General features: G+C 71.1%; 19 protein-coding genes. 12 read left to right on the top strand and 7 right to left on the bottom strand.

Annotated features, from left to right (window positions below; genetic code table 11):
• The first annotated feature begins 9 nt into the window (after positions 1-9).
• The 3 genes from D458_RS0111120 (at position 10) to D458_RS0111110 (ending at position 4,644) form a co-directional block, all read left to right on the top strand.
• A complete protein-coding gene (locus D458_RS0111120; protein ID WP_017586825.1) occupies positions 10-792 on the top strand; it encodes an MBL fold metallo-hydrolase in 783 nt (260 codons plus the stop codon).
• A 225-nt stretch (positions 793-1,017) separates the two neighbouring features.
• Positions 1,018-2,370, top strand: a complete 1,353-nt coding sequence (locus D458_RS0111115; protein ID WP_017586824.1) for a carboxylesterase family protein — start codon at positions 1,018-1,020, stop codon at positions 2,368-2,370.
• A gap of 183 nt (positions 2,371-2,553) precedes the next feature.
• The gene (locus D458_RS0111110) at positions 2,554-4,644 is read left to right on the top strand and encodes a catalase (RefSeq protein WP_017586823.1); all 2,091 of its coding nucleotides are present in this window, start codon (positions 2,554-2,556) and stop codon (positions 4,642-4,644) included.
• Between the two features lie 100 nt (positions 4,645-4,744).
• On the opposite strand, the gene D458_RS0111105 is transcribed toward D458_RS0111110, so the two are convergent.
• Positions 4,745-5,089 carry a DUF3140 domain-containing protein gene (locus D458_RS0111105; RefSeq protein ID WP_017586822.1) on the bottom strand — a complete coding sequence of 115 codons (345 nt, stop codon included), beginning with the start codon at positions 5,087-5,089 and terminating at the stop codon, positions 4,745-4,747.
• A 477-nt stretch (positions 5,090-5,566) separates the two neighbouring features.
• On the opposite strand from D458_RS0111105, the gene D458_RS0111100 reads away from it, so the two are divergent.
• Both D458_RS0111100 and D458_RS0111095 read left to right on the top strand, forming a co-directional pair.
• Complete coding sequence (locus tag D458_RS0111100; RefSeq protein ID WP_017586821.1) at positions 5,567-6,061, top strand: universal stress protein; 495 nt, start codon at positions 5,567-5,569, stop codon at positions 6,059-6,061.
• A 9-nt stretch (positions 6,062-6,070) separates the two neighbouring features.
• A complete protein-coding gene (locus D458_RS0111095) occupies positions 6,071-7,660 on the top strand; it encodes a sodium:solute symporter family transporter (RefSeq protein ID WP_017586820.1) in 1,590 nt (529 codons plus the stop codon).
• Positions 7,661-7,742: 82 nt separating this feature from the next.
• On the opposite strand, the gene D458_RS0111090 is transcribed toward D458_RS0111095, so the two are convergent.
• Both D458_RS0111090 and D458_RS33355 read right to left on the bottom strand, forming a co-directional pair.
• The gene (locus D458_RS0111090) at positions 7,743-8,132 is read right to left on the bottom strand and encodes a DUF2267 domain-containing protein (RefSeq protein ID WP_017586819.1); all 390 of its coding nucleotides are present in this window, start codon (positions 8,130-8,132) and stop codon (positions 7,743-7,745) included.
• A 15-nt stretch (positions 8,133-8,147) separates the two neighbouring features.
• The gene (locus D458_RS33355) at positions 8,148-8,399 is read right to left on the bottom strand and encodes a hypothetical protein (RefSeq protein ID WP_017586818.1); all 252 of its coding nucleotides are present in this window, start codon (positions 8,397-8,399) and stop codon (positions 8,148-8,150) included.
• Positions 8,400-8,631: 232 nt separating this feature from the next.
• Between D458_RS33355 and D458_RS0111080 the strand changes: the two genes are divergently transcribed.
• Positions 8,632-9,051, top strand: a complete 420-nt coding sequence (locus D458_RS0111080) for a CBS domain-containing protein (RefSeq protein WP_017586817.1) — start codon at positions 8,632-8,634, stop codon at positions 9,049-9,051.
• A gap of 121 nt (positions 9,052-9,172) precedes the next feature.
• Here D458_RS0111080 and D458_RS0111075 read toward each other — a convergent pair whose 3' ends face one another.
• Both D458_RS0111075 and D458_RS0111070 read right to left on the bottom strand, forming a co-directional pair.
• Complete coding sequence (locus tag D458_RS0111075) at positions 9,173-9,604, bottom strand: hypothetical protein (protein ID WP_017586816.1); 432 nt, start codon at positions 9,602-9,604, stop codon at positions 9,173-9,175.
• A 179-nt stretch (positions 9,605-9,783) separates the two neighbouring features.
• Positions 9,784-10,611, bottom strand: a complete 828-nt coding sequence (locus D458_RS0111070; RefSeq protein ID WP_017586815.1) for a SigB/SigF/SigG family RNA polymerase sigma factor — start codon at positions 10,609-10,611, stop codon at positions 9,784-9,786.
• 308 nt (positions 10,612-10,919) lie between these two features.
• Between D458_RS0111070 and D458_RS0111065 the strand changes: the two genes are divergently transcribed.
• A complete protein-coding gene (locus D458_RS0111065; RefSeq protein ID WP_017586814.1) occupies positions 10,920-12,569 on the top strand; it encodes a carbamoyltransferase family protein in 1,650 nt (549 codons plus the stop codon).
• Here the strand turns inward: D458_RS0111065 and D458_RS0111060 are convergent.
• Positions 12,542-13,558: an SDR family oxidoreductase gene (locus D458_RS0111060; RefSeq protein ID WP_017586813.1), complete on the bottom strand. Its 1,017-nt coding sequence runs from the start codon at positions 13,556-13,558 to the stop codon at positions 12,542-12,544. The two genes, D458_RS0111065 and D458_RS0111060, sit on opposite strands and share 28 nt — an antisense overlap.
• A 179-nt stretch (positions 13,559-13,737) precedes the next feature.
• On the opposite strand from D458_RS0111060, the gene D458_RS0111055 reads away from it, so the two are divergent.
• The 5 genes from D458_RS0111055 to D458_RS0111035 all read left to right on the top strand — a co-directional run bounded on the left by D458_RS0111055 (position 13,738) and on the right by D458_RS0111035 (position 20,967).
• Positions 13,738-15,609 (top strand): glycoside hydrolase family 15 protein, encoded by a 1,872-nt coding sequence (locus tag D458_RS0111055; protein ID WP_017586812.1) that lies wholly within the window; start codon positions 13,738-13,740, stop codon positions 15,607-15,609.
• Positions 15,602-16,135, top strand: coding sequence for a DUF1360 domain-containing protein (locus D458_RS0111050; RefSeq protein WP_017586811.1), 534 nt, complete (start codon positions 15,602-15,604; stop codon positions 16,133-16,135). The genes D458_RS0111055 and D458_RS0111050 overlap by 8 nt, the downstream gene beginning before the upstream one ends.
• Positions 16,136-16,318: 183 nt before the next feature.
• A complete protein-coding gene (locus D458_RS0111045) occupies positions 16,319-17,629 on the top strand; it encodes an ATP-grasp domain-containing protein (protein WP_017586810.1) in 1,311 nt (436 codons plus the stop codon).
• Positions 17,630-17,642: 13 nt separating this feature from the next.
• Positions 17,643-19,667, top strand: a complete 2,025-nt coding sequence (locus tag D458_RS0111040) for a CocE/NonD family hydrolase (protein WP_017586809.1) — start codon at positions 17,643-17,645, stop codon at positions 19,665-19,667.
• A complete protein-coding gene (locus tag D458_RS0111035; RefSeq protein ID WP_017586808.1) occupies positions 19,645-20,967 on the top strand; it encodes a cytochrome P450 in 1,323 nt (440 codons plus the stop codon). Before D458_RS0111040 ends, D458_RS0111035 begins: the two co-directional genes overlap by 23 nt.
• Positions 20,968-21,016: 49 nt before the next feature.
• Here D458_RS0111035 and D458_RS0111030 read toward each other — a convergent pair whose 3' ends face one another.
• Complete coding sequence (locus D458_RS0111030; RefSeq protein ID WP_017586807.1) at positions 21,017-21,583, bottom strand: TetR/AcrR family transcriptional regulator; 567 nt, start codon at positions 21,581-21,583, stop codon at positions 21,017-21,019.
• Between the last annotated feature and the right edge of the window lie 67 nt (positions 21,584-21,650).

The following is a 21,650-nucleotide window of genomic DNA, read 5'->3' as shown; positions in this document are numbered from 1 at the left end:
GGAACGCACATGCTGGAACTGGAGATCCTCGGGTCGAACGCGACCGCACCCACCCGGGAGGGGCCCGCCTCCTGCTACCTGCTCCACACCGAGACCGGGGTGGTGCTGGTCGACGCCGGTCCGGGGTCCCTGCTCGCCTACTGCTCCCGCTACGAGCTGGACCGGCTGCGCGGGATCGTGGTGACCCACATGCACGCCGACCACAGCCTGGACCTGATGGCCTGGGCCTACCGGTGGACCTTCCCCGAGGTGCTGCCCCGGATCCCGCTCTTCGTCCCCGAGGGCGAGACCGACCGGCTGGCCGCCTTCGACGCGGTCTTCGGCATCCCCACGCTGCCGACCATGAACCGGCCGATCACCCAGTCCTTCGAAACCAGGGAGCTGCCGAGGGACGGCACGACCGTGCACGAGGTGGACGGGGTGGGGTTCAGGTCGTTCGCGGCCCACCACAGCGTGCCCTCGGCGGCGCTGCGCTTCGAGGGCCCGGACGGCCGCACGGTGGCGTTCTCCTCCGACACCGGCTACCGCGCCCCGGTCGTGGAGGCAGCCCGTGAGGCGGACGTGTTCGTGTGCGAGGCCACCTACCTGGAGGCCGACGAGCAGGCCCTGCACGGACACGGCCACCTGACCGCGCGCATGGCGGGCGCGCTCGCCGCCGAGGCGGGCGCCCGGCACCTGGTACTGACCCACTTCGCCGACCCCGCCGACTGGGAGGAGGGCCACGGCCACGCCAAGGAGGCCTTCGACGGCCAGGTCAGTGTGGCCGTCCCGGGCACGGCCTTCGTGCCCTGAGAGACTGCCGGGCGGTCCGCCGAACCGCCCGGCGCGGCCGTTCGGCCTCCCCGGTGGGCGGGGGAGGCCGAACGGCCGATCCCTCGTGGCCGGACCCGGCGCGCCCGGCTCCGCGGCGGGCTCCCCGACCCGCCGCCGGTACCGCCGTACACTGCGTTCGGCGCCGTTCGACGGCCCGCCCACCGTCCGCCGTCCGTCCGGACCGGCCGAACACCCGAGGAAAGCATGACCGAACCGACCTCCGTCACCCGAGACGAACTCCGCCGCGTCGAGACCCCCGCCGGACCCGTCGTCGGCAGGGTCCAGGGCGAGGTCGTCCGCGCCCTCGGCATTCCCTACGCGCGCGCCGAACGCTTCGCCCCGCCCCGGCCCGAACCCGGGTTCACCGAACCCTTCCAGGCCACCAGCCCCGCGCCCGCCGCACCCCAGCTCACCTCCAAGGTGGTCTCCGCGGCCGTCGAGGGCGTCTCGGTCGGCCGCCACGACGAGCACTGCCAGCGGCTCTCGGTCACCTTCCCCGCCGACCTGGCCGAGGGCGAGCGCCTCCCCGTCATGGTGTGGATCCACGGCGGCTCCTACGTGACGGGCTCCGGGGACATGGAGATCTTCGACCCCACCCGGCTCGTCGGCGAACAGCGCGTCATCGTCGTCGCCGTCACCTACCGGCTCGGCGTGCTCGGTTACCTGCGCATCGGCGGCACCACCCCCGCCAACCTCGGCCTGCTCGACCAGATCGAGGCCCTGCGCTGGGTGCGCGCCAACATCGCCGCGTTCGGCGGCGACCCCGACCAGGTCACCCTCTTCGGCCAGTCCGCGGGTGGTGACGCCGTCGCCCACCTGATGATCAGCCGGGGCACCGAGGGCCTCTTCCGGCGGGCCGTCATCCAGAGCGCCCCGCTGGGCATCCTCACCGGCCGGTCCCGCATGTCCGAGGCGATGGCCGAGGCCGTGGGGATCCCCGCCCCCGACACCCCGGCCGCCGAGCTCGTCGCGTTGGAGGAGAGGGCGGGCGCCGCCGCCAAGAGGTTCGGGCTGCCCAGCGCCATGCCCTTCGGTGTGCAGTACGGGCACGCACCCCTGCCCGCCGAGTCCGTCCGAACCCGCGCCTGGCGCGAGGCCGCGCCCCGGATCGACGTGCTCATCGGCGCGACCAGCCAGGAGACCGGGCTCTTCGCCGAGTTCCTCCCGCCGATCAAGCGCCTCAGTGCGCTCCCGGTGGTGGGAACGGCCCTGCGCCGCCTCCTGGTGTGGGCCACCACGTACCGCATCTACACCGGTCCGACCAGGCGGTTCGCCCGCGATCACCGCAGGGGCGGCGGACGGGCCACCCGCTACACCGTCACCTGGCAGCCCGAGGGCAGCCCTTTCGGCGCCGCGCACATCGTGGACCTGCCCCTGCTGCTGGGCACCAGGCGGGCCTGGGAGAACACCAAGCTCGTCGGCCGCACCAGCTGGGCGGACCTCGACCGCCGGGGGAAGGCGGTCCGCAAGCTCTGGGCCGACTTCGCCCGCACCGGATCGGTGTCCCGTGAGAACGCCCGCGCCGCCGCCGACAGCCTCACCGTGCACCGCTCCTGACGGTCGCCGGCACCAGCCGCGACCTGCTTCCGGCCGCGGCTGTTCAGGGCGGCCGCCGTCCGCCCGGGGCAGGTGGCGAACAGCGGGCGCACGGTCGGGTCCCGGCACGGATGTTTATCCGACCCGACCGCCGGTCAGGGCGCTCCACGTAGGTTCCGACATCCACCACAGCCGGGGGCCGAGATGAGTGACCACGAAGACGACGCGAAGAACCGCGACCTCGAAGGGGCGCGGGTCGGGTCCGAAGGTGCTCTGACCACCGAGACCGGGGTCAGAGTGGAGGACACCGACAACTCCCTGAAGGCGGGGGAGCGCGGGCCGACTCTCCTGGAGGACTTCCACTTCCGGGAGAAGATGACCCACTTCGACCACGAGCGCATCCCCGAACGCGTGGTGCACGCCAGGGGAGCGGGCGCCTACGGGTACTTCCAGCCCTACGAGGGCCTGTCCGACCTGACCGCCGCGCACTTCCTCAGCGGTTCCGACGTGGTCACGCCGGTCTTCGTGCGGTTCTCCACCGTGGCGGGTTCGCGGGGGTCGGCGGACACCGTGCGCGACGTCCGGGGCTTCGCCGTCAAGTTCTACACCGAACAGGGCAACTACGACCTGGTCGGGAACAACATGCCGGTCTTCTTCATCCAGGACGGCATCAAGTTCCCCGACTTCGTGCACGCGGTGAAGCCCGAGCCGCACAACGAGATCCCGCAGGCCCAGTCCGCGCACGACACCCTGTGGGACTTCGTGGGGCTCCAGCCCGAGACCACCCACATGATGATGTGGCTGATGTCGGACCGGGCGATCCCGCGCAGCTACCGCACGATGCAGGGCTTCGGCGTGCACACCTTCCGGTTCGTCAACGCCGAGGGGCGGGGGACCTTCGTCAAGTTCCACTGGAAGCCGAAGCTGGGCACCCACTCGCTGGTGTGGGACGAGGCGCAGCGCATCCAGGGCAAGGACCCCGACTACAACCGGCGCGACCTGTGGGAGGCCATCGAGCGCGGCCAGTTCCCCGAGTGGGAGCTGGGGGTGCAGCTCGTTCCCGAGGAGAACGAGCACGACTTCGACTTCGACCTGCTCGACGCCACCAAGATCATCCCCGAGGAGCGGGTCCCGGTCCGCCCGATCGGCAAGCTCGTCCTGAACCGCAACCCGGACAACTTCTTCGCCGAGACCGAACAGGTCGCCTTCCACACCGCCAACGTGGTCCCGGGCATCGACTTCACCAACGACCCCCTGCTCCAGGCCCGCAACTTCTCCTACCTGGACACGCAGCTGCTGCGCCTGGGCGGTTCCAACTTCCAGCAGATCCCGGTCAACCGGCCGGTGGCCGAGGTGAACAACAACCAGCGCGACGGCTTCGCCCAGCACCGGGTGCACCGGGGCAAGACCTCCTACTTCCCGAACTCGCTCGGCGGAGGCTGCCCGGCACTCGCGGACGAGGGGGTCTACCGGCACTACACGGAGAAGGTCGAGGGCGACAAGATCCGCAAACGGGCGGAGAGCTTCCAGGACCACTACTCCCAGGCCCGGCTGTTCCTCAACAGCCTCGCCGACTGGGAGCGGGAGCACCTGGTCGCGGCGTTCCGCTTCGAACTGGGCAAGTGCGAGGAGCTCTCGGTCCGCCAGCAGGCGGTGGCCAACCTGGTCAACGTCGACCACGCACTCGCGGTCGGCGTCGCCGAGGGCATCGGGGTGGAACCGCCGGAGGACCCCGGGACGAGCGGTCACACCGACTCCTCACCCGCGCTCAGCCAGGCCAACACGGCCTTCGGCGACCTGACCGGCCGCCAGGTCGCCGTACTGGTCGCCCACGGGGTGGACGGGGAGGCCGCCGAGGCCGTGCGGGACTCGCTGGTGGACCGGGGCGCGGTGGTGGAGTTCCTCGCCCGGTCGGACGGCGCGGTCGGGACGCGGGACGGCGGGGACCTGCCGGTGGACCGCGCGTACACGACCGTCTCCTCGGTCCTCTACGACGCGGTGGCCGTGCCCGGCGGCGCCGACTCGGTCGCGTCGCTCAGCGAGGACGGTGAGGCCAGGCACTTCGTCCTGGAGGCCTACAAGCACAACAAGACCGTCGCCGCCGTCGGTCAGGGGACCGCCCTGCTCTCGGGGGCGGGGGTGCCCGAGATGCTCTCCGAGCCGCCGCTGGACACGGAGACCGTCGACGGGGTGGTGCGCGCCCCGGGCGCGGACCAGCGGTTCGTCGAGGAGTTCGCCCGCCTGATCGGCCTGCACCGGCACTGGGACCGCGCCACGGCGGCCGTGTCGGCCTGACCCGACGCCCTCCCCGGCGGGGAGAGGGCGGTGGACCGGTTCACACCACGGTCGCGGGCGGAAGACGGTTCCGCTCGCGACCGTGGCGCGGGTACCGCCGTCAGACGTCGGACGGCCCGGAATCGGGGCTCAGCGGGTCGTGGCCCACGCGCATCAGCCGCCTGCGCCAGCCGTCGTCCTCCGGCCGGGGCTGCGCGAGCTCGTCACGGACGAACCGGGTGACCCGTTCCATGAGCTCGATGTCGGACGAGGTCACGTCGGTCCTGCGCTTGCCCAGGAGGCGGACGATCTCCTCACCCTCGGCCCCCACGCCGCCGTCGGCGGGAAACGCCTCCTCCCCCGAAGCGTCGGTGAGCAGCCATCGGCGCAGTTCCTCGGAGGTCATGTTGACCGATTCGTGGAACTCCTCCCAGAGGCGATCAGTCTCCGGATCGCTTACCGCCATCGGAAACCTCCTGTTCCCATGGTTCGGGCACGGTGGGCGCTCCTGCGCGGAGCACACCCCCTCGTGCCGTGTGCCGTGTGTTCGACGGTGGTGGCGCGCCCCCGCGCCCGGCACACCGTCCTGTCTGGTCACGGCTACCCGGCCGGGCCCGGTCCCATGCGTGCGGACCGGGCCCCGGGTGCCCGGGGAACTGACGGGGGCCGGAGGTTTTGTACGGGAAGGAGGAGGTTAGTGGCTCTGAGGAAGACAGCGGCCGGACACGGATCGCTGACACGCACCGGCGGACGGGGGCCATCCCGCCCGGCTCGGCCTACGGTGGTGGCGTCGAACCCGGCCCGGCCGACGGCAGACGCGTCGGCCGCCTCGGATGGTGTGGTTCCCGCGGGTCACGGAACCTCCGTCCACAGGTGCCGAGCGGGACGCGAACGGCGTGAGCCGAACACACGTATACGAGGCTGAAGAACCGGAGGACTCCTGATGCTCTCGTTCCCCACCGGCATCATGGTCGTGGACGACGGCTCACCGGAATCCGACAGAGCCCTGACCGCGGCGACGGAGTTGGCGCGCGCCACCCGGTCGGTACTGAGCCTGGTCCACGTCAAGTCGCTGGAACCGAGCGTGGCCGGCACCACCGTGACCCCCGCGCAGGTCGACCGGCTGCGCGAACAGGGCGAGGCGCTCGTCGAACGCCGCGCCGCGGAGGCCGCGGAGCTGGGGACCGAACTCGAGCACGCCGAGGTCCGACTGGGCAGGAACATCGAGGCGACGGTGCTCCGCGCCGCGGCGGACCTCGGCTCGGGGCTGCTGGTCGTGGGCGCCCGGGGCAGGGGCGTCGGCCAGCGCAAGGTCCTGGGCGACCTCTCGCTCCGGATCGTGACCGACGCGCCCTGTTCGGTTCTGGTCGTACGCGAGGAATCGGACACGGGCCGGACCGGGGCGCAGGGCGCCCGCCACCACGAGGAACGCCGATAGGAGCCGGGCATGCCGGATTTCGAGCTCTCCGCGATCGACCTGGTGATCGTCGTGCTGTTCGTGGCGGCGGTCGTGGCCGTCGCCGTGTGGGTCGGACGCAAACAGGAGGGCACCGAGAGCTACTTCCTCGCCGGGCGCACCATGGTGTGGCCCGTGGTGGGGTTCTCGCTCTTCGCCACCCAGTTCGGCGGGACCCAGTACCTGGGCCTGGCGGGTGCGGGGTTCGAGACGGGTATCTCCGTCTGGAACTTCGAGTGGGTGGCCACGCTGGTCCTGCTCGTCTTCGCCCTGCTGATCCTGCCGTTCTACCTGCAGTCCAGGATCACCACCGTGCCGGAGTTCCTCGAGCGGCGCTACGACCGCCGGGCCCGCTACGCCTTCTCCGGGTTCACCGTGGTCACGGCCATGCTCCTGGACAGCGCGGGCGCCATGTTCGCGGGTTCGCTGGTGCTGTCGCTGCTCTTCCCCGACGTCCCCCTGGGCGTGCACATCGCGACGATCGCCCTGCTGGGCGGCGGTTACGTACTGGTGGGCGGGCTGAAGTCGGTGATGATCACCGACACCATCCAGGGCGTGGTGCTGTTCGCCGCCGGGGCCGCGATCTTCGTGATGGTCTTCGCCGAGTTCGACTTCGCCTGGTCGGCGCTCCCCGAACTCGCCCCCGAGGACGGGTTCACGGTCGCACCGCCGCCCGACGACGACTTCCTGCCGTGGCCGGGCATCTTCACCGGCGCGATCTGGCTGTCGTTCTACGTGTGGGTGACCAACCACATGGTCGTCCAACGGGTCCTGGCCGCCAAGAACATCGACCACGGGCGCTGGGGCGCGCTGTTCGCCGGAGCCCTCCAGCTCCCCGTGCTGGTCTTCCTGATCTTCCCCGGGATCCTCGGCCGCGGCATCTACGAGCCCGACGACTTCCCCAACAGCGACCTGGTCTGGCCCGCGCTGGTGTTCGACTTCGTCCCCGTGGGGCTGCGGGGCATCGTGGTGGCCGCCCTGATCTTCGCCCTGATGTCCACGCTCGACTCGGTGCTCAACGGCGCGGCGAGCCTGGTGGTCAACGACTTCGTCAAGACCAGGAGGCGCGAGTTCACCGAACGGCAGCTCCTGACCATCGGACGCGTGCTCGTCGGTTTCTTCATGCTGCTCGCAGCCCTGTGGGCACCGGTGATCACGACGTTCTCCGGGATCGTCGCCTACTTCCAGTCGTTCCTCGGCTACGTGACCATGCCCCTGGTCGTGGTGCTGCTCGGCGGGATCTTCTGGCGGCGCGCCTCCACCGAGGCGGGCGTGTGGACCCTGGCCGTGGTCCCGTTCGGCCTGCTCGCGTTCTTCGCGGGCGAGGTCTTCGGGCTGTTCGACCTGCAGTTCCTGTACGCGACCGGGATCATGCTCCTGCTGAGCCTCGTGGTGTTCGTGGCGGTCTCCCTGGCGACCGAGGCCCCGTCAGAGGAGAAGGTCGCCGCGATCACCTGGAGCAGGGCGACCTGGCTCAAGGAGTCCGAGGACCTCAGGGGGACGCCGTGGTACCAGAACTACCGCGTGCTCGCCCTCATCCTGGGCGCGGTCACCCTCTGCGCCGTGGCCCCCTTCGTCTAGGTACACAGCGGTCCGCCCGGACGCGAACGCGTCCGGGCGGACCGGGGTTGTGCGTCGGCGGCCGGACCGGGGCCGCCCGGCCTCACGAGAGCTCGGGCTTGCCGAACATCACCGCGTAACCGGAGGGCAGGTGGCTCAGGAGCTGGTTCAGCTCCCCTCCGGAGACCGCCCCGGCCACGGTCGTCAGGACCGCTCCGGCGTCCTGCTCCGCGGTCAGGGCCCGCCCGCCGGCCAGCTTCGCCACACGTTCGTGGAACTCCTCGACCCCGAAGGCCTCGGGTTCCGGCTGCTGGGCCCGCCGGGGCCCCTCCTTGAGCTGCTCCGGGAGCTGCGCGACCAGCTTCTCCACGGCCTCGGCCGGCAGACGGGACGCGAGGACCGTGAGCACCGCGGTCGTCACCTCCTCGGCCTCGCGCTGGTTCTCGTACTCGCCGAGCTCGCGCACCTCGGCCAGGAACTCGTCGTAGCGCATCGTTCACCTCGCTTCTCATCGAAGGTCCGGATCCAGCGCCCCGTGCGGGACCTCCCCGCGCGGGCGCACTGAGGGCTCCACCCCGTGCTCCAACTGGTACAGGCGGTCGTGCAGTACCTCCAGCGCCCTGTGCCGACCGGCGTGGCACTCCTCGAAGGCGATGAGCTGACGCATCTGCTCGGCGTCCAGGTGCCGGACACACTGACGGAGCGCTCCGAGCGGAACCGAGGAGTAGTCCTCGATCGGCGCCTTCTTCCGCGTGAGCATCGGTCTTCCCCTTCTTCCGCATGACGAGGAATTGAGGGTGTGGAAGGGCGACTACCCGACAAGGTCGCGATGAAACAGCAGGTGGGGGACGGTTCGGGCCCTCCGTTGTGGTGGGTCCCCGGCACCGGGGGCCCGGACGCCAGGAAAACGGCACGACGACGTTTCGGGCCGGTGCCCGCAGGTCAGTGGCCTGAACAGGGGACCAGGGAAACCGAGGAGAAGGGAGTCACCCATGGTGGACAACGTGGCCCAGTTGATGAATCCGATGCTGCGCACCGTCACGCCCGACACGACCCTGACCGAGGTCGCGCGGGTGATGCGTGACGCCGCCGTGGGCGATGTCGTGGTCACGGAGGAGGGAAGGCTGAAGGGCCTGATCACCGACCGCGACATCGTCGTCCGGTGTCTGGCCGACAACGGGGACCCGGACACCGTCCGGGCCGGGGACGTGTGCAGCACCGAGCTCGTGACGGTGCCGCCGCAGAGCAGCGTCAAGGACGCGGTGCACGCCATGCGCTCGGCGACCGTCCGCCGCCTCCCCGTCGTCGAGGGCGAGGAGGTCGTGGGCGTCGTGACGATGGGGGATCTGGCCCGGGCGGTCGACCCCGGTTCCGCGCTGGCCGACGTGAGCGCGGCCGAGCCGAACACCTGAGGGTCCGACCGCGACCGGATCGCCCCCTCCCGCCGCGCGGAAGGGGGCGATCCGCCCCCGAAGGGCCGGGACGGCCTCACCGGCCGGGGGAGGGGCCGGTGTTCCCGCCGCCCCCGTGCGGTCAGTCCTCGCCCCGGTTCCGGTCCCCGTTCCCGTCCTCGGGCTCGACGATGACGGCCTCGGGCGGGGAGCCCACGATCAGGCCGAAGAACACGTGGTCGACCAACAGGGCGGCCCGCTCCTGCGGACGGGCCTTTTGGGCGTGGGCCAGACCGAGGGCCGGGGCCAACGCCAGTTCGAACAGGCTCCAGGCCAGCACCCCGTAGACGGGGCCGCTGAGCCGGGAGGAGCGCAGGCGCCTCGGTACCAACCCGAAGGCCGCCCCCGCGGTCGCCCCGTAGCCCCAGTGCGCGAACTCGATGAAGGCGGTCCGCCGGTGCTCGGGAACCCGGCGGAGCACGGCCGGTACGCCCTCCCGCAGGATGGCGTCGGGGGGAGTGCGTTGGATCATTCCCAGGCCCACCGCCACCTGTCGCATCCCGCTCATGGCCATCGCCGCCACGGCGCCTCTGGCCGCCCCCCTCATCAGGGGCCGGCGCGGTGGGGACTTCGGTTCGTTCGTCATCGTCTCGCTCCGTCGATCGCGACTGTCCGTGTCCGTCCCCTGACCGGTCCGCCCGGTGCGTACACATCGAACGGGCCGCAACGGTCCTCCTCTTCGGAGGGGCCCGTTCACTCCTCGTCGCTCAGCTCGTCCCGCAGCTTCTCCAACGACGCGGTGAGCAGCCGGGACACGTGCATCTGGGAGCAGCCCACCTCCTGGGCGATCCGCTCCTGCTTCCACTCGTCGAAGAAGCGCCGTTTGAGGATCAGCCGCTCCCGGGCCGGGAGGACCTGCAGGACCGAGCGCACGGACTCGCGTGCCACGACCAGGTCGATGTTGCGGTCCTCGGATCCCAGACAGTCCTCGAGGCTGGTGGAGGACTCGTCCCCGTGGGGTTCGGGGGCGTTCAGCGAGAGGGTGTTGTAGGCCTCGGAGACCAGGCGGATCTCCTCGACCTCCTTGACGGAGATCCCCATCGCCTCGGCGATCTCCGGTGTCTTCGGGGGTCGGGCCAGGCGCTGTTCGAGATCCCGTCGGACCCGGTTCATCTCGGACCGGCGGGACTGGGGGGTCCGGGGCGTGTGGACGGCCCACGTGTGGTCGCGGAAGTGCCGCTTGATCTCCCCCGTCACTGTGGGAAGGAGGTAGGAGATGAAGGCCTTGCCCCGTCCCGGGTCGTAGCCGCGCATCGCCTTCGCCAGTCCCACGTGGGCCGTCTGCCGCAGGTCCTCCAGCTGTTCGCCGCGCCCCCCGTAGCTGCGGGCGATGCGGTTCAGGAGCGGCAGGTAGTGCAGCATGACGCGCTCCCGCAGGCGCTGGGCCAAGGGGTCACCGGGTTCCAGGGGCTTCAGGGCCGACAGCAGTTCCTCTGCGGAGGCGTCTTCCGGAGGCTCGCGGTGCGGTTCCGGTACGACCGGCCTCGACTTCTCGATGGTGGTGCCTGCTGTGGTGTGCATGCTCTCCTCCTCACCATGGGGTGCGGTGCCTGGCCGGGACTCCGGGCCGCGGGTCCGACCACCGCGTGGTGGGGGCGGGCCCGGGGACACGACCGTTCTCCGTTTTCCGGGGGATGGGATGGCGCACTGCGAACGGGCTTCCCGCTGAGAAGCGTCTTTAACACACGGCCGCTTGCCCTTGGCGGACGATTGCTCCTTTTTTCCCCGGTCGTGGCCGGTCCGTGGCGGCCACGTTTAGCGGTCGCGGTCCTTGGTAGTCGTCTCCGTGTACTCCGTACCGGAAGCGAGCCTCGTTCTGGAGGGGAACCATGAAGGTGCTCGGTGTGAACTCCGTCTTCCAGGACCCGGCGGCCGCTCTCGTGGTGGACGGCAGGATCGTCGCCGCCGCGGAGGAGGAGGGGTTCTCCCGGCGCGAGCGCGGTAAGGAACCGGTCCCCTTCTCGGCGTGGGAGCTCCCGGTCGAGTCCATGCGCTGGTGCCTGGACCAGGCGGGGCTCTCGCCCCCGGACCTCGACGTGGTCGCCTATTCCTACGACCCCGCGCTGGCGTTGGCGGAGGGACCGGCGTTGGACCCCGGCTGGGAACGCCTCCGGCTGATCTACGCGGAACGCGCACCGTACTTCCTGGCCACGGCCCTGCCCGGGCTGCAACCGGCCAGGGTCACCCACATACCGCACCACGTGGCGCACGCGGCCTCCGCGGCCCTGGCCGCACCCCCGGCCGCGGGCGGGCACGCGGGACGCGCGGTCCTCGTCACCGACGGCCGCGGCGAGAGCACCTCGCACCTGGCGGGTTCCTACACCGCGGAGGGCGACCTGGACGTCCTCGTCCGCCAACCGCTCCCGGAGTCCCTGGGGATGGTCTACCAGGGACTGACACAGCACCTCGGGTTCCGCCCCTGCCGTGACGAGCACAAGGCCATGGCCCTGGCCGCCTACGGGGAGCCGACGATGACCGGGCTCCTGCGGGACCGGATCGCCTACCGGGGCCACGGCCTGATCGTGGCCTCGGGCGTGGACTGGGAGGCCCTCGCGCCGGCCGCGGAACCGGGCAGCAAGCACACCCGGCAACACGCCGACCTGGCCGCCAGCGTCCAGGCGAGGGTGGAGGAGGTCCTCCTCGAACTCGTGGGTTGGCTGCACGAGCAGACCGGGCACCGCAGTCTGGCGCTGGCCGGGGGGATGGCTCTGAACCGCAGCGCCAACAGCCGCATCGCGAGGGACGGCCCCTTCGACGAGGTGTGGGTCCAGCCGGCCGCCGGAGACGCCGGGACGGCGTTGGGAGGCGCGCTCCAGGCAGCGGTCGACCTGGGGGACACGGTCGAACCGATGCCCGGCGCGGACCTGGGACGCGACTGGGACGAGGAAGCCCTGGCCGCCGTCCTGGAGGAAGCGGAGATCGAGTACGAGCGCCCCGCAGACCTCACCGCCGAGGTCGCCCGGGCACTGAGCGAAGGGGCCCTCGTCGCCTGGTTCCAGGGACGTTCCGAATACGGTCCGGTGGCCCTGGGGCACCGCTCGCTCCTGGCCGACCCCTCACGGAGGGACAGCCGCGAAAGGCTCAACCGGGCCGGAGGCCGCGAACAGTTCTGCCCGGTGGCGTCGATCGTGGCCGCCGAACACGCGGCGGACCTCTTCTCGGGCGGCCCCCTGCCCAGCCCCTACCCCCTCTTCGTCCACGACGTGGCGGCCGAGTGGCGTGAACGCATACCGGCCGTGGTCCATGTGGACGGCACCGCCACGGTGCAGACCGTCGAGGGCGGGGACGACTCCCTCCTCTCCCGCCTGCTCGCCGATTTCCGGGCCCTCACCGGCCTTCCCGTCCTCGCCAACACGAGCCTGAACACGGCGGGACGCCCCACCGTGGACTCCCCCCGCGACGCGCTCGAGTGCTTCGGCTCCGCGCCGGTGGGCGTTCTGGCCCTGGGGCCCTACCTCGTCCGGCGGCGGAGGGCGTAGCCCGCGGCCCCGGCCGCGCACACGGCGGCGCCGACCAGCAGAGCGCGCCCCCGCCTGCGGTTCACCTCGTCGAGGAGGCTGACCTCACGCGACTCGGCGTCGAACTCTCCGTGCGCGCCGAAGTCACGGGTGTCGTCCACGGGCTCGAAGAGGTTGTCACGCCTGGGCGGCGGCTCGTCGCGGACCTGGCTCTCCCGCGCCGTGTACCCGAGCTGCAGGTCCAGTACGCGGGGCGCGAGGCGCTGGGCCAGAACGGTGCCCACGGTCGACGCGCCCACCCAGTAACGGCGCCGTCGGGGGTGTTCGGCCGCCCACACGATCGCCCGGCCCGCGACCTCCGGCTGGTACACCGGTGGAACGGGCCTGGTCCGCCCGCCCACCCGTGAACGGACCCACGAGAACTGCGGGGTGTTGATCGCGGGGAGGTGGACCTCCGTCAACCTGATCCCCGAACCGGTGTTCACCAGTTCGGCGCGCACGGAGTCGGTGAACCCGCGTACCGCGTGCTTGGCTCCGCAGTACGCGGCCTGGAAGGGGATGCCCCGGTAGGCCAGGGCCGACCCCACCTGCACGATCACACCCCGGCTCCGGGGCCCCATCAGCGCCAGCGCGGTACGGGTCCCGTGCACGTAACCGTGGTAACAGACGTCGGTGACCCGGTGGAACTCCTCGGGTTCGACCTCCGGGAAGGGGGCGATGACGGACGCGAAGGCCGAGTTCACCCACACGTCCACGGGACCGAGTACGGTCTCGACCCGCTCCGCGGCCTCGCGCACGGCTCCGGGGTCGCTGACGTCCACCGGCAGGGCCAACACCGGCACCCCGGCGTCGTGCACCTCCTGTTCGGCGGCGGCGAGCCCCGCCTCGCCGCGTGCGAGCAGGGCGACCGCGTACCCGTGGCGGGCGAACTCCCGTGCGGTCGCCCGACCGACGCCCGCGCTGGCCCCGCTGACCACGACCACCTTGTGCCCTCCGTTGCGGGCCTCCATACCGTCCTCCGTCTCCTCCGAACACGGAACTGCGGCCTTCTTTCCCCCCGCTACCCGGGAGAGCGGTTCCTCATGTACGCCGTGTGTGAGTCGGGACAAGCGTCCGAACTGCTGTTTCGCCGCGGCCCCTCCAGGGCAGTCGGACGGACAGGAGCCCACGGAAGGACGACGGGGGACTGATGGAGCAGAAGGAAACAGCTGTCGGGGACCACGGCTTCCTCTCGGACTGCCACACCGCCGCGCTCGTCACGCCGGACGGCACGATCAACTGGTTGTGCGCTCCGCGGTTCGACGGGCCCGCCTTCCTCTCGGGGATCCTGGACCCCGAGCGCGGCGGCGAGTGGACCCTGGAGGTCCAGGGAGCGCGGCCGGTGTCACGCTCCTACGCGGACGACAGCCTCGTCCTGGAGACCCTGTGGCGAGGGGAGGACGTCGAGGTCGTCGTCCGCGATCTGCTCGCGGTCCGAAGACCGGAGGGCGAGGCGGTCCTGTCCCGAGAAGGCCTGCTCGTCAGGCTCGTCGAGTGCCGCTCGGGCAGCACCTCGGTGCGCTCCCGGTTGAGCGCCCGACCCGACTTCGCCCGGGAGCGGCCCGCGTGGCGCGAGGCGGACGGGGGCCTTCGCGAGGCCTCGGGTCCGCTGTTGTCCGGGGTGCCCTCTCCCCGCATCGCCGAGGACGGGGACCCCGAGTTCCGGGTCGAGCTCTCCGAGGGGGAGACCGCGGTGTTCGCCCTGGACTACCTGCGGGGTGAGCGCGGAGTCGGTCCGGGGCAGGGGCAGGCGCTGCTCAGGGAGACCCTCGAAACCTGGCGCGCCTGGTCGGCCCGGACCGGGTACGAGGGCGTCGGCGCCGCCCACGTGCGGCGCAGCGCGCTCGTCCTGCGCGGCCTGCTCTTCGAGGAGAGCGGCGCCCTGATCGCCGCGCCCACCACCTCCCTGCCCGAATGGCCGGGAGGGACCAGGAACTGGGACTACCGGTATCTCTGGCACCGGGACGCGGCCCTCGTGGTCCTCGCCTTCCTGCGCCTGGGACACGCCGAGGAGGCGGGGAGGTACCTGCGTTTCCTGCTGCGGGCGTGCGGTCGGCCGACCGGTTGGATCCCGCCCGCGGAGGCGGTGGACGAGGCGCCGCCTCCGAAGGAGACGACCCTCGACCACCTGGCCGGACACGGTGGGGCACGCCCGGTGCGGATCGGCAACGCCGCCTACTCCCAGCACCAGCTGGACGTGTACGGGCACATCCTGGACGCGGCGCTCTCCTACGAGGAGGCCACCGGGAGCCTGACACGGAGCGACCTCCAGCAGCTCGACTCCGTGGTCGAGGCGGCCCGCGCGCTGTGGCGCGAGCCCGACGAGGGTGTGTGGGAGGTGCGGTCGAGCCCCCGGCACTGGACCAACTCCAAGGTCTACGCCTGGGTGTGTCTGGACCGGGCGATCCAGCTCGCCGAGTCGACCGGCCGCCAGGGGGAGGTGCCGTTGGACGAGTGGCGTGAAGAGGCGCGGGCGATTCGCGAGCAGGTCCTCGAACGCGGTGTCGACGCCACCGGGGCCTTCGTCCAGTCGTACGGCTCCACCAACACGGACGGCTCGCTGTTGCGGGTTCCGCTCCTGGGATTCCTCGAGGGGACCGACCCGCGCGTGCTCCGCACCCTGGAGCGGGTGGAGGCCGAACTCGGGGACGACGGCTGGCTCGTGCGCAGGTACGACCCCAAGGAGACCGACGACGGGATCGGCACGCCCGAAGGCGCCTTCCTGCTCTGTTCCTTCGACATGGTGTCCGCCCTGGTGCTCGCCGGGCGGAGTACGGAGGCCAGGAACAGGTTCGAACGGCTGTGTGCGAGCTCCGGGGACCTGGGGCTCCAGGCCGAGGAGATGGCCGCGGACGGCACCCCGCTGGGCAACTTCCCCCAGGCCTTCACGCATCTGGCGCTGATCGAGGCCGCCGTCAACCTCGACGGTGCGGGGGACAGGGAGGAGCTGCACGCCTGGGCCCGTGACAGGTCCACGGGGGACATCGGAACAGGACGACGAAAGGACGGCAGAGATGAATGACGGTGCCACCGGCATGGAGAACGCCCGGAGAAGCATCCAGAGGGAGGCGGAGGCCTATCGCGGGGACAGTGACCAGCCACTCGCCGGGTACGCCGCGACGGCTTCGGCCTACGCGGCGCTGGTCGCGGCCGGCGTGCTCCTCGCCCGTCGTTCCGGCAGACGGGGGGCCGCAGCGTCCGTGGGCCCCTGGGACCTGGCGCTGATGGGCCTCACCACGCACAAACTGTCGCGGTTGCTGGCCAAGGACCCGGTCACCAGCCCCCTGAGAGCCTTCTTCACCCGTTTCCAGGGCGTGTCCGCCCCGGCCGAACTCGACGAGGAGGTGCGTGACACAGGCGGGCGCAAGGCGGTCGGTGAGTTGCTCACCTGTCCCTTCTGCACCGCTCAGTGGATCGCCACCGGGTACGCCTTCGGCCTCGTGTTCGCACCCTCCCTCACCCGGAGCGCAGGAGCGGTGTTCAGCGCCGTGGCGGTCTCCGACTGGCTGCAACTCGCCTACGTGCGTCTGCAGAAAGCACAGGAGTGAAGCGCTCCACTCGTTGTGGTGACACATCCTGCCGGCTGCCCGCTGATCGCTCATCACAGCGGATTCCCCGCTTCCGGTCACGCATAGACGCGGGGTAGCCGGGTAGCCGCCAGAGTACAGACCACATCCCCCTCGCTCCCTATACGCGAAGGACGGTGCGGCAACGTGAAAAACGTTTTCGTCATGGGCTTGGACAAGCGCAACCAAGAGCTGCTGGAAAGGACGCCGATCGGGAAGAACTGCCGGTTCCACCAGTTGCTCGACCTCGAAGAGCTCCAGAGCGGTGAGATCGACGTCGAGAGAACCCTCGCCGCCGCGAGAGGGGTGCTCGACGGCTTCGAGGACGCAGATCCCGAGAACACGGTGGACGCCATCGTCGGTTACTGGGACTTCCCGGTCACCCTGCTCGTCCCCATCCTCTGCGCCGAACGCGGTCTGCCCTCGGCGGACCTGAAGACCGTGGTCAGGTGCGAGCACAAGTACTGGAGCCGACTCCTCCAGTCCCAGGTGACCGACGCCCATCCGCCTTTCTCCGCGGTCGACCTGGACTCCTCCGCCCCGGAGCACGGCCTCGAGTACCCCCTGTGGTTGAAGCCCGTCAAGTCGGCCTCCTCGGAGATGGCCTTCCGGGTGGAGGACGACGAGGGGTTCTACGAAGCCGTCGAACGCATCCGCAGCGACGTCGACCGGATCGGGCGCCCCTTCGAGAGCATTCTCAGCAGGGTGGACCTGCCCCCGGAGGTCGCCGAGGTGGGAGGACACCACGCCCTGGCCGAAGGCGCCCTGCACGGGATCCAGGTCGCCACGGAGGGGTACGTCCACGGTGGGAAGGCCACGGTGTACGCGGTTCTGGACTCCGTCGACTTCCCCGGAACCCCCTCCTTCCTGCGCCACCAGTACCCCTCCGGTCTGTCCGAGAAGGTCCGGAGGCGGATGAAGGACATCTCCGAGAGCATCATCGAGCGGCACGGCCTGGACAACACGACGTTCAGTGTCGAGTTCTTCTACGACCCCCTCGAGGACAGCCTCGGGATCGTCGAGATCAACCCCCGTCACTCCCAGACCCACGCCTCTCTCTTCGAACTCGTGGACGGCGTGTCCAACCACGAACGCATGCTCCGCCTGGGCCTGGGGGAGAACCCCGTCCTCCCCGAGACCCGGGGCCAGTACTCCGTGGCCGCCGAGTGGTACCACCGGCGGTTCCGCGACGGGGTCGTCACCAGGGTCCCCACTGCGCAGGAGGTGGCTGCCCTGGAGGAGAGCCTGGACGGTGTGAGCGTCAAGGTCGTCCCGGAGGAGGGCCAGCGCCTGTCCGAGCTGCCCGCCCAGGACAGCTACAGCTTCGAACTGGCCAAGATCGTCATCGGCGGCGCCGACGAGACCGAGATGCTGGCCAAGTACGAACGCTGCGTGAAGAGCCTTCCCTTCGAGTTCGAGGGCGAGGACAGCCTGGTGGACGAAGGCGGCCCGGCCGAGGACGACACACGAGGCTGAGGGAGGTACGACTGTGCGACTGGTGGAGGACCTGCCGTACGAGACCCGCTCCGAGGAGCACTTCTGGATCCCCATGTCCGACGGTGTGCGCCTGGCAGGGAGGCTGTGGCGGCCGTGTTCGTCGGACGACTCACCGGTTCCGGCCGTCCTGGAGTACATCCCCTACCGGAGACGGGACCTGACCGCGGTGCGCGACTCCATGCACCACCCCTACATCGCGGGACACGGCTACGCCTGCGTGCGTGTGGATCTGCGGGGCACCGGCGACTCCGAGGGGGTGCTCACCGACGAGTACCTGGAGCGCGAGCAGCGGGACGCCGAGGAGGTCCTGGCCTGGCTGGCGGAACAACCCTGGTGTGACGGCAGCACCGCGATGATGGGTCTGTCCTGGGGCGGGTTCTCCGCCCTGCAGGTGGCCGCGCACCGCCCGCCGAGCCTGCGCACCATCGTCATCAGCTCCTTCACCGACGACCGCTACGCCGACGACTTCCACTACATGGGCGGCTGCCTGCTCTCGGACAACCTGGCCGAGGCCGGGACCACCTTCGCCTACAGCACCTGCCCGCCGGACCCGGAGGTCGTCGGCCCGGTCTGGCGGGACATGTGGCGGGAGCGCCTGGAGGCCAACCGCCCCTGGGTCCTCAAGTGGCTCCACCACCAACGGCGGGACTCCTACTGGAAGCACGCCTCCGTCTGTGAGGACTACTCCCGGATCAGGTGCCCGGTCCTGGCCTCCAGCGGTTGGGCGGACGGGTACTCCAACGCCGTCCTCAGGCTCATGAAGAACCTCGACAGCCCGGTCAAGGCACTGGTGGGGCCCTGGTCGCACCGGTACCCGCACATGGGCTACCCCGGACCGGCGATCGGCTACCTCCAGGAGGTGGTCCGCTGGCTCGACCGATGGACCAAGGGCGAGGACAACGGGGCCGAGAAGGAGACCGGGCTCTGGACCTGGATGCAGGAGAGCGTCCCGCCCTCGACCGCCTACGAGGACCGGCCCGGACGCTGGGTCCACGAACCGGGGTGGCCCTCCGAACGGGTCGACGACTACTCACTGCCGCTGTCCGAGAACCGCCTCCTCCGGCCGGGGGAGCGGGGCACCACCGATCCGCTGACCCTCCGGTCCCCCCTGTCCGTGGGCCAGTTCGCGGGCAAGTGGGCCTCCTACAGCGCCCCGCCGGACCTGCCCTACGACCAGAGGGAGGAGGACGGGGGCTCCCTGGTGTTCGACAGTGATCCCCTCCCCGAACGGGTGGAGGTCCTGGGCCCCACACGGGTGGTACTCGACCTCACCGTGAGCGAACCGGTCGCGATGGTGGCCGCCCGGCTGTGTGACGTGGCACCGGACGGCAGCGCCACCCGCGTGACCTACGGGCTGCTCAACCTGACCCACCGGGACGGACACGAGGCCCCCCGCACGCTGGTGCCCGGTGAGTCCTACCGGGTGGAGCTCACGATGAACAGCGTCGCCCAGGCCTTCCCGGCCGGCCACAGGGTGCGGCTGTCCTTGTCCACCTCCTACTGGCCGCTGGCCTGGCCCCCGCCGCGGCCGACCCTGCTGACGGTGCGGCCCGGCACGAGCGCCCTGGTCCTGCCGGTGCGCCCGGTCCCCGAGGAGGAGGACTCCTACCCCGAGTTGTTCGACGCCCCGGAGGCCACGCCCCCGATCCCGACCACGCGGCAGCGTCAGGGCGAGCACGACTGGTCGGTCCACCGGAACCTCGTGGACAACCACTTCTCCCTGGAGATCCTCAAGGACGGCGGCGTCCTGCGCTTCGAGGACATCGGCCTCGACGTGACGCGCAGGGCCCACGAGATCTACGACGCGGTGGGGGACGACTTCACCTCGGTACGCGGCCGTTCCACGTGGACGATGCGCTTCGCCAGAGGGGACTGGGACGCCAGAACCGAGACGCACACCGTTCTCGAGTGCACGGAGGACGAGTTCCGGGTCCACGCGACCCTGGACGCATACGAGTCGGAGGAGAGGATCTTCTCCCGTGAATGGACGGAGCGTGTACCCCGTGACCACGTGTGAAGCAACGAGTCTCGCGGAGACGACACGTCTCCTGTCATCGGTTCTGCTGCCCACCGTCGCACGCGGCGCCATCGTCCGCCGCCCGGTCGGGGAGACCCTGGCCGCGGCGACCGAGAGCGACCGCAGGATCGTCTCGGTCCTGCGTGAACTCCGGGAACGGCACGGTGACGACCCGTTGCCCCTGAGCTACACGGGCCGGCGGATCGCGCTGGTACTGGCACCGGAGGACGTCCGCAGACTCCTGGAGGGCACCCCGGAGCCGTTCTCCCCGGGCGGGGCGGAGAAGCGGGGCGCGCTCTCCCACTTCCAACCGCACGGCGCCCTGGTCTCCGAACACCGGTCCCGCCCCGAGCGGCGCCGGGCCAACGAGGAGGCCCTGGCCCCGGGGCGGCTGCTCCACCCCGATGCCGACAGCATCGCCGGGCACGTGCACGCGGAGGCGCAGGCCCTGGTGCTGGCCCTGCGCAACGCGGGATCCAGGGGCGGGGAACTGGACTGGTCGCGGTTCTCCGAGACCTTCGACGCGCTGGCCCGCAGAGTGGTCTTCGGAAGCTTCGCCGCGGGGGACCGGCGCACCACCGAGCTCCTGCGCGCCCTGCGGGGCCGGGCCAACTGGTCGTACCTGCTCCCGGTGGACCGCAACCTCAGGGGCGCCTTCCTCGACCGGGTGCGCGAGAACATCGACCGCGCCGAGCCCGGAAGCCTGGCCGCGCGGCTGGGCCGACCGGAGTCCGCGGAGCGCCCGGAGGACCAGGTGGCCCACTGGCTGTTCGCCTTCGACGCCTCGGCCATCGCCGCCTTCCGGGCACTGGCTCTGCTGACCTCCTCCGGATCGGCCGTCGAGGCCGCCCGTGCGGAGGCCCTGACGGAGGAGGGGACGGACCTGCCCCTGCTCCGCGCGACCCTGCGCGAGTCGGTCCGGCTGTGGCCGACCACCCCGGTGGTGATCCGGGAGAGCACCCGGGAGACCACCTGGCGCAACGGCACGATCGAAGCCGGAACGGCGTTCCTGGTGATGAGCTCCTACTTCCACCGCGACCCCGCCCAACTGTCCTACGCCGACGCCTTCGAACCCGGCATCTGGACGGACGGCCGCGCCGAGGGCGAACCCGGGATCGTGCCCTTCAGCCACGGCCCCGCGGGGTGCCCGGCAAGTGACCTGGTCCCTCTGACCGTCTCCTACCTGCTGCGGTCACTGCTCGGAGGAGGGCCGCTGCACCGGGTGGACGGCGGGCTGCCGTTGCACACCCGGGAGCTCCCCGACTCGCTCAACCATTTCGGTCTGCGTTTCTCCTACTAGCCGGAGGGCCCGGGCCGGGGGGTGAGGGAACCCGGCCCGGGGACGGCCCTCAGGACACGAACCGATCCATCTCTGCGCGCAGGGTCCGTTCGGCCTCCGCCGCGGTGAGGCCGCCGATCAGAACACGCATGGACAGGCCGTCGGCGGTGGCCATCAGCGACCGCGCCGCCGCACGGGGATCGTCGAGTCCGGGGGCGAGCCCGCCGAGCAGCCGGGCGGTCTCGTCCTCCTCGCCCTCCTTCGCCCGGGCCAGCATGCGCGCCAGTCCCGGATGGTTGAAGGCGGCGGCGACGTACTGGTGGAACACCGACACCCCGGCACGGGCGGTCTCCGCCCGGGGAATGGGGTGGCCGACCAGTTGCCACAGCGCCTCGCGGTCGTCGACGCCCCCGGCCGCGTCGGCATGGAGCCGGGCGGCGTTCGAGAGCATCGCCTCCAGGCTGGCCCGCAGGAGCTCGTCCTTGCTCGGGAACCAGTACTGCACCCGGCCGACCGAGGCCCCGGCCGCCGCGGCCACGTTGCGGATGGACACCGCGCCCATGCCTCGCTGTGCGATGACCTGCCACACCGCATGGATGATCGCGGTCCGGCGTTCGTCGTGTTCGGAGCTGTCCATACCGACATCCTAGCCAACGACAATACGACCGTATTGACAGAGGTGTACACTCGGAGGAACTGAGCAA

Origin of the sequence: Nocardiopsis ganjiahuensis DSM 45031 (assembly GCF_000341085.1) — a bacterium.
Lineage (GTDB): Bacteria > Actinomycetota > Actinomycetes > Streptosporangiales > Streptosporangiaceae > Nocardiopsis > Nocardiopsis ganjiahuensis.
Note: the sequence above shows the minus strand (reverse complement) of the source record. Positions and strands in the feature narration are given on the sequence as shown.